This window comes from Actinomadura kijaniata, from assembly GCF_014138665.1.
Classification (GTDB): domain Bacteria; phylum Actinomycetota; class Actinomycetes; order Streptosporangiales; family Streptosporangiaceae; genus Spirillospora; species Spirillospora kijaniata.
The window spans coordinates 191,034-204,960 of the sequence record NZ_JACJIA010000004.1 but is presented as its reverse complement, the minus strand read 5'-3'; the positions used below and the strand labels follow the sequence as shown (position 1 = coordinate 204,960).

The following is a 13,927-nucleotide window of genomic DNA, read 5'->3' as shown; positions in this document are numbered from 1 at the left end:
ACCTCCTGGATCTGTACCGAGGCTCGTCTTCCCCTACGGCCTCGTCCGTCCCGAAGACGGCGTCCGCGCCCCTCATTCTGCATCATGGACACCGGACGCACCACCACGCGTTTGCTGTTTGCCGAACCCTTGCTCACTCCGCCGCCTTCGTCGCTGGCACTTTGTGCCAGAGATCATGGAACTTTCTGGATACTTCCGGGCCGCCGCCAGCGCAGCGCCGGTGGAGACGGCCAGGGACAGGTACGCGACGTAGTCCCCGAACCGCACGTAGGGGGTCGGGTCGTCGGGTGGCAGCGGCACGGTCACCACGGCGGCGCCGCGCTGTCCGGTGTCCAGCCACGCCAGTCTCCGGCCGCGCGCGTCGAACGCCGCCGACACCCCCGTGAGCGCGGCCTGCACGGCGGGCCGCCCGGTCTCGGCCGCGCGCACCGCCGCGAGCGACGCGTGCTGCGGCGGCGCCCAGCTCTCCTGGAAGGTCGCGGTGGACGACTGGTAGACCAGCAGCCGCGCGCCGCGCCGCGTCACCGCGCGGCCGAGGTCGGGGAACGCCGACTCGAAGCAGATCAGGGGGCCGACCGTGGTCCCGGCGGCGGTGAGGGTGGTCGCGCCGGTGCCGGGCACGCGGTCCTCTCCCGCCGCCCGGCTGACGCGGGTCAGCCAGCCGAACGCCGGCCGGAACGGGACGTACTCGCCGAACGGCACCAGGCGCGTCTTGACGTAGCGGGCGCGGGGACCGTCCGGTCCGACCAGCACGGCGCTCTTGGAGATGCGGCCGGAGGCGTCACGGGCGTCCTCGTTGACGAGCAGCTCGCCGCGCGCGGCGAGGGCGGTCAGTCGTGCGGTCACGTCGGTGCGGCTCCTGAGGTCGTGGCTGACGCTGCTCTCACCCCAGACGACGAGATCGGCGGGCGGAAGGTTTCCGGTGATTCGTTCGCCTTCGGCGAGACGGGCGGCCGGATCGCGGATGACACCGGGCTGAATGAGAGCGACGCGGAGGGTGCGTTCGGGTTCGGCGTCCCGCGTCGCGGAGACGAGGGGCCCGGCGGCGACGACCGCGGCGGCCAGCGCGTAGCGGCGTCTGCTGGACAGGACCAGCACCACGGCGACGTTCACGACGACCAGCGCGAACGACACCAGCCACACCCCGCCGAGCGCCGCCAGCCCGAGCACCGGCGGGTACGCCCACTGGCTCGCGCCGAGCAGCGCCCACGGCCCGCCGAGCTGCGGCCAGGAGCGGAGGAGTTCGATGACGACCCAGACGCTGGGGAGCACGGCGAGCGCGGCCAGGGGCCGTTCGGGGACGAGCCACCGCACGGCCGCGCCCCACGCCGCCCACGGCGCGCCGAACACCAGCGCCACCAGCAGCAGGCCGGGGCCGATGTTCGGCAGCGTCCAGTACAGGGCGGCGAGCAGGTACCCGGCTCCGAACCACCAGCCCCGCGCGGCGGCCTCGCGGACGCTCGCGGCGGCGCGGATCACGAGGATTCCCGGCACCAGCGCCACCCATGCCAGCCAGCCGAGTCCGGGCGCGGGAAAGGCGAGCAGCGGCAGCGCACCGGCCACGGCCGCCACGATCCGAGCACGCGCGATCACTCTCCCAGTAACGCACCGGGCGCGACCCGGTCGCCACTGTTTCCCCGTCTCATCCCTCTTTAACCATCAGTTCTTGAGAACAACCTGGACGCGATGCGGTAACCGTCCGCGACGGCCCGTGACCGGAGCGTCTAGGGTCCTGCTCAGCGGGGGGCCCGGGAGGAGACTTCGTGGCCCTGGAGGGACAGGACGACATCGCCCGTCTGGTGGCGCGGGCGCGCGACGGCGACGGCGCGGCCTGGGACCGCCTGGTGGAGCGGCACAGCGCCATGCTGTGGTCGATCGCGCGTGCGCACGGGCTGAACGAGGCCGACGCCGGTGACGTCGTGCAGACCGCGTGGCTTCGGCTGGTGGAGCGGCTCGACCGGGTCGAGGACGCGGCGGCGGTCGGCGGATGGCTGTCGACCACGGCGCGCCGCGAGAGCGTGCGCGCGGCCCGCCGCCGCGTGCGGGAACGGCCGGACGACCCGGGCGATCCGCCCGTCCCCGAGCACCAGCGGCCCGAGCGGGTGGTGCTGGCCCGGGACCGCCTCGACCGGGTCGCGCTCGCGCTCCAGGGGCTGCCGCGCCGCTGCCAGGTGCTGCTGCGGCTGCTGGCGACCGCGCCGAGCTACGCCGACCTCGCCGACCTCCTCGACATGCCGGTCGGCAGCATCGGCCCGACCCGGGCCCGCTGCCTGGCCGCCCTGAACCGGAGGCTCGAACAGTGAACGACGACGACCTGACGGCCCGTGTCCGCGCCGCGTTCGACGCCCTGGACCCGGTGCCGCCGCACGTGACGGCGGCGGCGCGCGCCGCGCTGGCGTCCCGCGTCCCGGGCGCGGTCCTGGCGGAGCTGACGATGGAGCCGCGCTACTCCACGGCGGCGCTGCGGGGCACGGCGCGGCGGCTGACGTTCACCGGGACGGACGCGGTCATCGAGATCGAGGTGACGCGGCTGGACCACGGCCACGAGATCACCGGCCGGGTCACGCCGTCGACGCCCGCGCGGGCGCGGCTGCGGCACCTGCGGCGGGGGGCGGCGGAGTGGACGGCCGACGTCGACCCGGCGGGGCAGTTCGCGTTCCCGGCGGTGCCGGACGGGCTGGTGAGCCTGGTGTTCGACCTGCCGGACACGGCGTCGATCGTGACGAGCTGGGTGCGCCTTTGAACCTCGCCGAGCTGCAACGCGAAGGAGTGGCCGCCGCCGAGCGGGGCCGGTTGACCGAGGGACTGGGGCTGCTGCGGACGGCGCTGTCGGTGGCGGCGGAGCGGGGGCCACGCGAGGTGGCGCGGGTCCGCGTTCACCTGGTGGGCCTGCTGGCGGCGCGGGGAGAGGTGACGGCGGCGCTGGTGGAGGCGTCCGGCGTCGGGGAGGAGCTGCCGTCGGCGGACGCGGACCGCCTGACGGCGAACCTGGCGTGCGCGCTGGCGCGGGCGGGGCGCTTCGGCGAGGCGCGGGAGACGGCGGAACGGGTGCTGTCGCGGATCCGCCGGAGCGATGACCCGGCGTCGTTGGCGGGCCTGCTGACGACGTTGGGCGTGTCCCGCGCGATGCAGGGGGCGCTGTGCGGCGCGGAACCGGCGCTGCGCGAAGCCGTCGAGGTGGCGACGCGGGCCGACCTGACCTACCAGACGGCGATCGCCCGGGGCGCGTTGGCGTTCGTGGTGGCCCGCCGGGGCGACCTGCCGCAGGCGCTGGAGCTGTTCGCGCTGGCCGAGCCGGGGCTGGTCGGCGAGCGTCTGACCCAGTGCCGCCTGGAACGCGCCGAGACGCTGCTGATGGCGGGCCTGGTCGACGAGGCGAGGGCCCTGCTCGCCGCCACCCTGAACGAGGCGGCGGAGCAGGGGCACGACTGCGACCTCGCCGACGGCCTGCTCCTGCTGGCCCACGCCGAGCTGTCCGACAACGATCCCGAGCGCGCGGCGGCGACGGCGGAACGGGCGCGCGCGACGTTCGCGGCCCAGGAACGGGCGGGCTGGATGCTGCTGGCCGAGCACGTCCTGCTTCGCGCGCGCTGGACGGCGGGAGAGCGTTCGCCGGTCTTCCTGAGCTCGGCGACCGCGACGGCCGACCGCCTAGAACGGGGCGGCTGGACGGAGGCGGCGGCGGAGGCGCGCATCATGGCGGCCCGCACGGCCCTGGACCTGGGACGTCCGGCCGGCCACCTGCTGGAGCAGGTGAGCCGTTTCCGCGTCCGGGGCCCGGCGGCGCTGCGGGCGGCGGCCTGGCACGCGCTGGCGCTGGAGCGCCGTTCCCGCGACGACCTCAACGGCGCGGTGGCGGCGGTCTGGTCGGGGCTGCGGGTGGTGGAGGACCACGCGGAGGTCTTCGCCGCGCTGGAACTCCGCGCCCGCGCCGCCGACCTGGCCACGGAGCTGGCGGACCTGGGGCTGAGCCTGGCGCGTTCGGCCCGCGAGCTGCTGTCGCTGGAGGAACGCCGCCGCACCCTGCTCCGCCGCCCCCACGAACCCGGCCCGCCACGGGACAGCGACCGTGCCGCCGCGCTGGCCCGGCTCCGCGCGCTCAGCCGTTCCCGAACAGCGACGACGGCTGACGGCGAGCCCGCGCCGGACCTGTTCCGGCGCCTGAACGCCCTGGAAGGAGAGATCCGCACGGAACGTTACCGCCGCCCGGCCCCGCGTGCGGAGCCGTCGACCCGCGCGGGGACTCCGGAGGTGGCGGCGGCCCTTGGTGAACGCGTACTCGTCGAACTGATCCGTGTCGGCGCGGACCTGCACGCGGTGACGATCCGCGACGGCCGCCCACGCCGTCATCGCCTGGGCCCGTTCAACGACATCGCCCGCGCGGCGAGCCTCACAAGGGCGGCGGTCCGACGAGCCGCAGAGCAAGAGGACCTCCGAACGGAAACGGGACTCTCCATCACCTGCACGGACCTGAACGACCGAATCCTTCAGCCGCTCCAGGCCGAGGTGACCGACCGCGAACTGGTCCTGGTTCCGACCGGTCCCCTGCACACCGTTCCGTGGGCGGCGCTGCCGTCGCTGACGGGCCGCCCGTTCACCGTCGCCCCCTCGGCGACGGCGTGGTTCCACGCGGTACGACGTCAGAGGGAACCCGGCCATGTGCTCCTGGCCTCGGGCCCGGACCTGACCCATGCCGGACGAGAGGTCGACGCCCTCCGCCACCACTATCCGAACGCCCGCGTCCTCCAGGGCCGGAACGCCGACGCCGAAACCGTCCGCGACGCGCTGAACGGCGCGTCCCTGGCGCACGTGGCCGCGCACGGCGAGTTCCGCGACGGCAACGCCCTCTTCTCCCACCTGCGGCTGTCCGACGGCCCGCTGTTCGTCCACGACCTTGAGGAGGTGGAACGCCTTCCCCGCACCGTCGTCCTGTCGGCCTGCGACATCGGCCGCTCCGAAGCGGGCGATGCCGCGATAGGAATGGTCGGCGCGCTCCTGGCCCGGGGCACCGCGACGGTCGTCGCCAGCGTCACCCCGATCCGCGACGAGGAGGCCCCGGCGTTGATGGCGACGTTCCACAGGGCACTCGCCGAGGGCCGCTCCCCCGCCCAAGCCCTGGCCTCCGCACCGCGCCCTCCAGGCGTGGCGGGCTTCCTCTGCTTCGGCGCAGGCTGACCCCGCCCGATTGAGTTGCGGCGCGTTGCCGACAACGCGCCGCAGCTCAACTCAGGCTCCGCACCGCATCGCCTCCTCATAGGCGGCCCGAAGGATCGCAGCCGCCAGAGGCAACGCGCTCCGCATGGCCAGATCAGAGACGTCCGTTCCCATGCGGGGTCCTTCGTGTTCGCCCACGGATCCCTCGCTGGCATCGGATGCCCTCACTTCGAACCACACCGTCGCCCGCCGGTCAGGCTCCCCTCCGCCAGAGGATCGACAGCCGCCGAGGTCGGGCACGAGAGGGCCGGAGGTGTCCTCCTGGGCCGGACACGGGGTGGGGACACCACCAGCAGCGGCGTGGTCGGACGCCCCTCACGGATGGTGTCGAGGAAGCCGTGGACCGCAGGGGTGTCCCGCATCGCACGGGCGGAGAACGGATCCAGCAGCGCGCCGCCGCTGAACCCCGGATTGATCAGTTCCACCCCGGCCCGGACCGCGGCGAGGACCGGCCAGGTGGCGGTCGGGTGGCGGTCGGGTGGGGGCGTTCGAGCCGTGGCTGAGGGAACTGCCGTGGTGCAGCCACACCCGGCGCCCGACGTCCGGCGCCCGCTCGATGGGAGCGTCGGCGCGCAGGGCGATCAGCTCGCTGGTCTCCGTGTGCGGAAGCCAGATCTCGACGCCCTTGTCACCCGCGGGCAGCCCCGCTCGAACCATAACAGCCTCCCCTTGGCCTACAACTATTAAGAGTTTACCTAAATATTTTAGGCAGCCGAACCACCGCCCAGGAGGCCGCCGACCGAGGCGGTGCCGCCTCGCGTCCGGAGGCGTTCGCGAAGGGCTCCTCTGGCGGGACAACCTGCAGGTCATGGCGTTGGATGGCGAGGCGCGGGAACAGGCCGGAGCGTCCCGATCAGGAACCGGTCCCGGCCTCACGGACATCGAGGTTCAGACGAACGCCCCGCTCCACGGCCCGAAAAAAATCGATTACGCGCTGACGGACCATGCGATAGACATGATCGGCGCGCTGGCCCCAAGACGCTTCTCCCGTCTCGGACGAGGAATCAACGAACGGGGCCGCGCACTGCCGATACCCACGGGGGCGACCGCTCGGGCGTCGTCCCCTTTCCGGCAGCAACCGAATCTTCGTTCTCGAAAGGACTCCCCCATGTCCAGCGCCCCCCGCATCGCCATCGTCGGAGCAGGCCCCGGTGGTCTCGTCTGCGCTCGCGTCCTGCAGAACCACCGCGTACCCGTCACCGTTTTCGAACGCGAGGCCGATCTCGCCGCCCGATCCCAGGGCGGCTCCCTCGACATCCGTGCCGACACCGGCCAGGTCGCTCTGCGAGCCGCCGGCCTCTTCGAGGAGTTCCTCGCCCTCGCGCGCCCCGAAGGCCAGGAAATGCGCCTGATGGACCGCCACGCCACGCTGCTCCACCATCACCTCCCCCGGCCCGACGACGTCGCCGCCCCCGAGATCGACCGAGGTCGGCTGCGCGCCCTCCTGCTGGATTCCCTGACCCCCGGCACCGTTCGCTGGGGCCGGGCGGCACGGGCCGCCGCTCCTCTCCCGGACGGAAGGGCCCGCCTCGAACTCGCCGACGGAACGGTCGAGGATTTCGATCTGGTCGTCGGCGCGGACGGCGCATGGTCCCGGATCCGTCCCGCCGTTTCCGGCGCCCGGCCCGCCTACGGCGACATCGATTTCGTCGAAATCCACTTCGCCGACGCCGACGAGCGCCACCCCGCCATCGCCGACCTCGTCGGAAACGGTTCCCTGTTCGCCAACGCGGGCCGCAGATCCCTGATCGCCCAGCGCGACGGCGATGGTGGCATCCGCGTCTACGCGGCCTTCCGCAGCCCGCTCGGCTGGAACGCCGACCTCGACCTCGGTGACAGCGACGCCGTTCGCGCCCGCCTGCTCGATGTCTACGAAGGTTTCGATGACAGCCTGCTCGCCCTCCTGCGCCTCAACGAGGGACCGTTCGTCAGCCGACCGCTGTACGTCCTCCCCGTCCCCCACACCTGGGAGCGCGTCCCCGGCATCACCCTGCTAGGCGACGCCGCGCACCTCATGCCACCCGTCGGTGTCGGCGCCAACCTGGCCATGCTCGACGGAGCCGAACTCGCCCAGGCCGTCATCGCGCACCCCACCATCGACGCGGCGCTCAACGCCTACGAGAGCGTCATGCTGCCGCGCTCCGCCGACCAGGCGAAGGCCGCGGCGGACATACTCGCCGTCCTCGTGCCCGACACCGACTCCACCGAGGCGTCCTTCCCCGACGACCTCACCGGCTCCTGACCTGCCCACCGCGCTGGGCCCCTCCCATGGGCATGTCGGGATCGGAGACAACCTCTGAGAGCATAGGGCTGCATTTCGGGCTGTCCTGTATAGGGAAACGGAGGCTTGTCATGGACGTCGAGCGGACGTCGTTGCCGGGGATCGGGTTGCGGCACGTGGTCACCACCGAGCGGGGACGCCAACTCGGGGTCGTGTCGCACCGCACCGGACGGCGGGACCTCGTCGTGTACGACAAGCACGATCCCGACACCTGCGTCGTGTCGGTGCAGCTCACCGGGGAGGAGGCCAACGCCCTGGCCGAGCTGCTGGGCACCGGCCGGGTCGTGGAGCGTCTGGCGGAGCTGAACCGGCAGGTCGAGGGGCTGGTCACCGAGCAGATCCCGATCTCGGCCGCGTCGCCCTACGCGGGACGGTCGCTCGGCGACACGCGGGCGCGGACGCGGACCGGCGCGTCGATCGTGGCGGTGGTGCGCAACGGGCAGGTGATCGCCAGCCCGCGCCCGGACTTCGTGTTCCAGGGGGACGACGTGGTGGTGGCCGTCGGGACCGCCGAGGGGGCCGCCGCCGTCGCCCGCATCCTCACCGCCGGCGAGTGAGCGCATGTCACTGACCTCCTCATGGCACGCGTCCGGGCCGGTGCTGGCGGGCGGTTCGCAGGAGGCGGCGGTCCAGCTGATCGAACTGGGCGCGATCATCCTCGCGCTGGGTCTGCTGGGCGCCGTGGCGGTGCGCTTCTCGGTGTCGGCGATCCCGCTGTACCTGGTGGCGGGGCTGGCGTTCGGGGACGGCGGGCTGCTGCCGCTGGGCGCCAGCGAGAACTTCGTCGCGATCGGCGCCGAGGTCGGGGTGATCCTGCTGCTGTTCACCCTCGGCCTGGAGTACACCGCCGGGGAACTGGTGGGAACGTTGCGCACCTCCGCCGTCCCGGGCCTGGTGGACCTGGTGGTGAACGCCGCCCCCGGCGTGGTCGCGGCGCTGCTGCTCGGCTGGGGGCCGGTCGCGGCGGTCGCGCTCGGCGGCATCACCTACGTGACCTCCTCCGGCATCACCGCCAAGGTGATGGGCGACCTGGGCTGGCTGGGCAACCGGGAGGCCCCGGCGGTGCTGTCGATCCTGGTGTTCGAGGACCTGACGATGGCCGCCTACCTGCCGATCCTCACGGCGGTGCTGGCCGGGGCCGGGCTGGCGGCCGGGGCGACCACGCTGGCCATCGCCGCCGCGACGATCACCGTGATCCTGCTGGTGGCGCTGCGGCACGGGCAGTGGGTCGAACGGTTCATCGCCAGCCCCACCGACGAGGTGCTGCTGCTGAAGGTCCTCGGGTTCACGCTGCTGGTGGCCGGGGTGGCGCAGCAGTTGCAGGTGTCGGCGGCGGTCGGCGCGTTCCTGGTCGGCATCGCGCTGTCGGGGCCGCTGGCGCACACCGCGCGCGAGCTGCTGTCGCCGCTGCGGGACCTGTTCGCGGCCGTGTTCTTCGTGTTCTTCGGCCTGAACACCGATCCCTCGGCGCTGCCGCCGGTGCTGGGCGTCGCGGCGCTGCTGGCGGTGGTCGGCGTCGCGAGCAAGTTCGCCACCGGCTGGTACGCGGCCCGGCGCGCGGGCGTGTCGGCCACCGGCCGGGCCCGCGCCGGGACGGCGCTGGTCCCGCGCGGCGAGTTCAACATCGTCATCGCCGGGCTGGCCGTCTCCGCCGGGATCAACCCGAAGCTGGGGCCGCTGGCCGCCGCGTACGTGCTGATCCTCGCGATCGCCGGTCCGCTGCTGGCCCGCGCCGCCGAACCGCTGACCCGGGTGCTGCGCGAGGGCCGCGACCGGCGCGCCGCCCGCAGGGCGGCGCCCGAACCCCAGACCGACGACGCCCCTCAGGGCGACTCGACCGAGTTCGCCCCGAGCAGCGACTTGACGTCGCCGTAGAACGCCGGGCCGGGCTCCACCCGGAAGCCCGGCAGGTCGAACAGCACGTCCCGGCCGCCCGGCGGGCGCCGCATGCGCAGGTGGACGGGGGTGCCGCCCGGGTGCGCGGTGAGCACGTTCCGCAGTTCGCGGACCAGGTTCACCGTCACCCGGGCCTCCGCCACCGACAGCACCACCGGGCTCTCCCGGACGGTGACGTCCAGGACGCCGACCTCCTCCACGTGCAGGCCGAGCGTCTCGTCGCGCAGGTTCAGGCGCCCCCGGAGCGAGACCACCCGGTCCTCGGCGAGCAGTTCGCCGTACAGCAGGTGGCTCTTGGGGAAGACCAGGCATTCCAGTGACGCGTCGTGGTCCTCCAGGGTGACGATCGCCCACGGCTCGCCGCGCTTGGTCACCTTGCGCTGGAGCCCGGCGATGATCCCGCTCACGCGCACGTGCCCGTCGGCGCGCCCGGAGGCCGGCAGGGCGGCGATCGGCAGGTCCCGGTGGGCCCGCAGCAGCCCCTCGGCGCCGTCCAGCGGATGGCTGGAGACGTAGAGGCCGAGCATGTCGCGTTCGTGGGCGAGCAGCGTGGCCCGGTCCCACTCGGCGTCGGACACGGTCACCGTCAGGCCCCCGCCGGGTTCGGCCGACGCCCCGAACAGCGCGTCCTGCCCGTGCGCCTCGTGCCGCTTGACGTCCACGGCCGCGTCCACCGCCTGCTCGTGGACCTCCACGATCGCGCGGCGGGGATGCCCCAGCCCGTCGAACGCGCCCGCCTTCGCCAGCGACTCGATCACCCGCTTGTTGCACACGACCGCCGGGACCCCGGCCAGGAAGCCCGCGAGGTCGGTGAACGGCCCCGTCCGCTCCCGCGTCGCGACGATCGCCTCGACGACGCCCGCGCCCACGTTGCGGACCGCCCCCAGCCCGAACCGGATGTCCTCGCCGACCGCCGCGAACCCCGCCACGCTCTCGTTGACGTCCGGCGGCAGCACCCGGACGCCGAGGTGGCGGCAGTCCGACAGGTAGACGGCCATCCTGTCCTTGTCGTCCCCCACCGAGGTCAGCAGCGCCGCCAGGTACTCGGCCGGGTGGTTGGCCTTCAGGTAGGCGGTCCAGTACGACACCAGCCCGTACCCGGCGGTGTGCGACTTGTTGAAGCCGTAGCCGCTGAACGGCACCAGCACGTCCCACACGGCCCGCGTCGCCTCCCCGGAGAACCCGCGTTCCCGCATCCCGGCGGAGAAGCGGTCCCACTCGGCGTCGAGCACGTCCTTCTTCTTCTTGCCCATGGCCCGCCGCAGCATGTCGGCCGCCCCCAGCGAGTACCCGGCGAGCCGCTGGGCGATCGCCATCACCTGCTCCTGGAAGACGACCAGGTGGTAGGTGTCGCCGAGGATCGGTTCCAGCGCCTCGGCCAGCTCGGGGTGGATCGGCTCGACCTTCTGCCGCCCGGTCTTGCGCAGCGCGTAGTTGACGTGGGCGTTCATCTCCATCGGTCCGGGCCGGTACAGCGCGGACACGGCGGCGATGTCGGTGAACTCCGTCGGCCGCATCATCTTCAGCAGCGACCGCATCCCGTTGCCGTCGAGCTGGAAGACGCCGAGCGTGTCGCCGCGCGCCAGCAGCGCGTAGGTGGCCGGATCGTCCAGCGGGACGTTCAGGATGTCGATGTCCACGCCCTTGTTGGCCCGGACGTTCGCGATGGCGTCGTTGATGACGGTGAGGTTGCGCAGGCCGAGGAAGTCCATCTTCAGCAGGCCCATGTCCTCGGCCTGCGTGAACGGGAACCCGGTGACCACCGGGCCGTCGGCCTTGGGCCGCACCAGCGGCAGCACGTCGAGCAGCGGCTCCGACGACAGGATCACCCCGGCCGCGTGCACGCCGGTGCCCCGCGTCAGCCCCTCCACGCCGCGGGCGGTGTCGAGGACGCGCCGCACGTCGGGGTCGGTCTCGTACATCCGCCGCAGCTCGGCGGCCTCGCCGTGGCGCGGATGGGCCTGGTCGTGCACGGCCGACAGCGGGATCTCCCTGCCTCCCACGGCGGCGGGGAACGCCTTGGTGATCCGGTCGCCCAGCGCGTACGGCAGCCCCAGCACCCGGCAGGCGTCCTTCACGGCGGCCTTCGCCTTGATGGTGTTGAACGTGACGATCTGGCAGACCCGGTCGTCGCCGTACCGGCGGGCCACGTAGTCGATCACCTCGTCGCGGCGGCGGTCGTCGAAGTCCAGGTCGATGTCGGGCATGGTGACGCGCTCGGGGTTGAGGAACCGCTCGAAGATCAGCTTGTGTTCGAGCGGGTCCAGCTCGGTGATCCCGGTGCAGTAGGCGACCATCGAGCCGGTCGCCGACCCGCGGCCCGGCCCGAGCCCGATCCCCTGGGCGCGGGCGTGGCGGCAGATGTCGGCGACGACCAGGAAGTAGCCGGGGAACCCCATGTCCTCGATCACCGACAGCTCGTGGTCGATGCGGTCCAGCACCTCGCGCGGCGGGTCGTCGCCGTAGCGGCGGCGCGCGCCCCGCAGCGTCTCGGCGCGCAGCCACGACGCCTCGGTCTCCCCCTCCGGGACGGGGAAGCGCGGCATCAGGTCCCGGTGGGCGAACACCTCGGCGTAGTCGCCGACCCGCTCGGCGACCAGCAGCGTGCTGTCGCAGGCGCCGGGTACCTCCGCGTCCCACGCCGCCCGCATCTCCGCGGCGGGCTTGAGGTGGTAGCCGCTGCCGGAGAACCGGAACCGGTCGGTGTCGGCCAGCCGCTTGCCCGTCCCGATGCACAGCAGCGCGTCGTGCGCCCGCGCCTGGTCCTCGGTCACGTAGTGGGAGTCGTTGGTGACCAGCGGCCGCAGGCCCAGCTCCTTGGCGATGCGCAGCAGGTCCTCGCGGACGCGGCGTTCGATCGGCAGGCCGTGGTCCATCAGCTCGACGAAGTAGTTCTCCGCGCCGAACAGGTCGCGGTGGCGGGCGGCCGCCGCGACGGCCGCCGGGTACTGCCCCAGCCGCAGCCGCGTCTGGACCTCCCCGGACGGGCAGCCGGTCGTGGCGATGACCCCGCGCGCGTGCTCGGCCAGCAGCTCGTCGTCCATGCGCGGGTACTTCTGGGCGCGCCCCTCCAGCCAGGCCCGGGACTGGAGGCGGAACAGGTTCCGCAGGCCCTCGGCGTCGGCCGCCCACATCGTCAGGTGCGTGTAGAGGCCGCGTCCGGAGACGTCGCCGCCCGCGCCGGTGCTCTCGTCGGTCCTCCGCAGTGCCGGGTCCTCGCTCCAGAACACCGCCTCGCGGTGCCGCCGCGACGCCGGGGCCACGTACGCCTCGATGCCCAGGACCGGTTTGACGCCCGCCCCGCGCGCCTCCTGGTGGAACTCGTAGGCCCCGTGCATGTTGCCGTGGTCGGTCATCGCGACGGCGGGCATGCCCTGCCGCGCGGCCTCGGCCACGAGCGCGCCGACCTTGGCCGCGCCGTCGAGCATCGAGTACTCGGTATGAACGTGCAGGTGCGCGAAGGAGTCCACCCGGCCCACTCCCCATGGTTGTAGGTTTCTGCTCGGAAACGCATCCCATCCGCAGGGTGACCGGGGAGTCCAACATTCGACACTCCGGGAACCGACAACCGTTCGTTGTAAGAGGAGCTGAGTGGACCTGGATCTGGGCGCGGTGCGCGCCTTCGTGACCGTGGCCGACGAACGGTCGTTCAGCCACGCCGCCGACCTGCTCGGCCTCAGCCAGCAGGCGGTCTCCAAGCGGGTCGCGCGGCTGGAGGCCGACCTCGGCGCGACGCTGCTGTTCCGGACCCGCGCCGGGGCCGAGCCGACGGCGGACGGCAGCGCGTTCCTGGTGCCCGCCCGCGCCCTGCTCGGCCTCGCCGACCAGGCGGTGGAGCTGGTGCGCAGCCGCCTGCGCTCGCTGCGGGTGGACGTGCTGCGCACCCGGCTGGTGTCGATCGAGATGGTGCGGAGGTTCCACGAGGCCCATCCGGACGTGGGGATCGACGTCGTGACCTCCGACGGGCTGACCGACGCCGCCCCCGCGCTGCTGGCCGGGACGATCGACGCGTTCCTCGGCCGCGCCACCGCCGACCTCGACTCCGAGATCGCCCGCGCCCCCGCCTACGTGGAGCCGCTGGAGCTGCTGGTCGGCCGCCGCCACCCGCTCGCCGGGCGCGAGCGGGTCCCGATGGCGGAGCTGGCGGGCACCACCGCGTGGATGCCCGGCAACGCCCACGACACCGAGTGGGCGGAGTACTACCGGTACCTCAACGCGGAGTTCGGCGTCGGCATCGACACCTCCGGCCCCGACTTCGGGATGGAGTACTTCGTGGAGCGCATCGGCGGGTCCGACGACCTGTACAGCTTCGTCGGGTCGAAGATCCTCCTGCCCTGGCACCCGGACGTCGTGCACGTCCCGATCGTCGACCCGACCCCGGCCTACCCCTGGCTGCTGATGTGGCACCGGCAGAACCGGCACCCGGCGCTGCCGCTGCTGGTCGCCCACCTCCGGGACGGCTACCGGCCGTTCGACCCCGAACGCCAGTGGCTCCCGGAGCCCGACCGCGCCGCGTTCCCGCCCTGACCCGGCCTC

9 protein-coding genes and 1 pseudogene are annotated in these 13,927 nt (G+C 73.3%); 7 read left to right on the top strand and 3 right to left on the bottom strand.

Annotated features, from left to right (window positions below; translation table 11 throughout):
* Window positions 1-72: 72 nt before the first annotated feature.
* Window positions 73-1,593: an apolipoprotein N-acyltransferase gene (gene lnt, locus HNR61_RS16970; RefSeq protein ID WP_182844129.1), complete on the bottom strand. Its 1,521-nt coding sequence runs from the start codon at window positions 1,591-1,593 to the stop codon at window positions 73-75.
* 170 nt (window positions 1,594-1,763) lie between these two features.
* Here lnt and HNR61_RS16965 point away from each other — a divergent pair, with 170 nt between their 5' ends.
* Genes HNR61_RS16965 through HNR61_RS49200 form a run of 3 tightly spaced genes read left to right on the top strand, consistent with a single transcriptional unit; the run spans window position 1,764 to window position 5,175 of the window.
* Window positions 1,764-2,303: an RNA polymerase sigma factor gene (locus HNR61_RS16965; RefSeq protein ID WP_312897933.1), complete on the top strand. Its 540-nt coding sequence runs from the start codon at window positions 1,764-1,766 to the stop codon at window positions 2,301-2,303.
* Window positions 2,300-2,743 carry a hypothetical protein gene (locus HNR61_RS16960; protein WP_182844128.1) on the top strand — a complete coding sequence of 148 codons (444 nt, stop codon included), beginning with the start codon at window positions 2,300-2,302 and terminating at the stop codon, window positions 2,741-2,743. The genes HNR61_RS16965 and HNR61_RS16960 overlap by 4 nt, the downstream gene beginning before the upstream one ends.
* Window positions 2,740-5,175, top strand: coding sequence for a CHAT domain-containing protein (locus HNR61_RS49200; protein ID WP_281400469.1), 2,436 nt, complete (start codon window positions 2,740-2,742; stop codon window positions 5,173-5,175). The genes HNR61_RS16960 and HNR61_RS49200 overlap by 4 nt, the downstream gene beginning before the upstream one ends.
* A 222-nt stretch (window positions 5,176-5,397) precedes the next feature.
* On the opposite strand, the pseudogene HNR61_RS47795 reads toward HNR61_RS49200, so the two are convergent.
* Window positions 5,398-5,883, bottom strand: a pseudogene (locus HNR61_RS47795) (SGNH/GDSL hydrolase family protein); the annotation flags it as partial.
* 439 nt (window positions 5,884-6,322) lie between these two features.
* Here HNR61_RS47795 and HNR61_RS16950 point away from each other — a divergent pair.
* The 3 genes from HNR61_RS16950 (at window position 6,323) to HNR61_RS16940 (ending at window position 9,370) form a co-directional block, all read left to right on the top strand.
* Complete coding sequence (locus HNR61_RS16950; protein ID WP_182844127.1) at window positions 6,323-7,456, top strand: FAD-dependent oxidoreductase; 1,134 nt, start codon at window positions 6,323-6,325, stop codon at window positions 7,454-7,456.
* A gap of 110 nt (window positions 7,457-7,566) precedes the next feature.
* A complete protein-coding gene (locus HNR61_RS16945; RefSeq protein WP_067814307.1) occupies window positions 7,567-8,052 on the top strand; it encodes a cation:proton antiporter regulatory subunit in 486 nt (161 codons plus the stop codon).
* A 4-nt stretch (window positions 8,053-8,056) separates the two neighbouring features.
* On the top strand, window positions 8,057-9,370 hold the full coding sequence (locus tag HNR61_RS16940) for a cation:proton antiporter (RefSeq protein ID WP_182844126.1): 1,314 nt from the start codon (window positions 8,057-8,059) through the stop codon (window positions 9,368-9,370).
* Here HNR61_RS16940 and dnaE read toward each other — a convergent pair.
* Entirely contained in the window at window positions 9,319-12,861 is a 3,543-nt protein-coding gene (gene dnaE, locus HNR61_RS16935; protein WP_182844125.1) for a DNA polymerase III subunit alpha, read from the bottom strand. The genes HNR61_RS16940 and dnaE overlap by 52 nt on opposite strands.
* A gap of 121 nt (window positions 12,862-12,982) precedes the next feature.
* Here dnaE and HNR61_RS16930 point away from each other — a divergent pair, with 121 nt between their 5' ends.
* Window positions 12,983-13,918, top strand: a complete 936-nt coding sequence (locus HNR61_RS16930) for a LysR family transcriptional regulator (protein ID WP_182844124.1) — start codon at window positions 12,983-12,985, stop codon at window positions 13,916-13,918.
* Window positions 13,919-13,927: the final 9 nt, after the last annotated feature.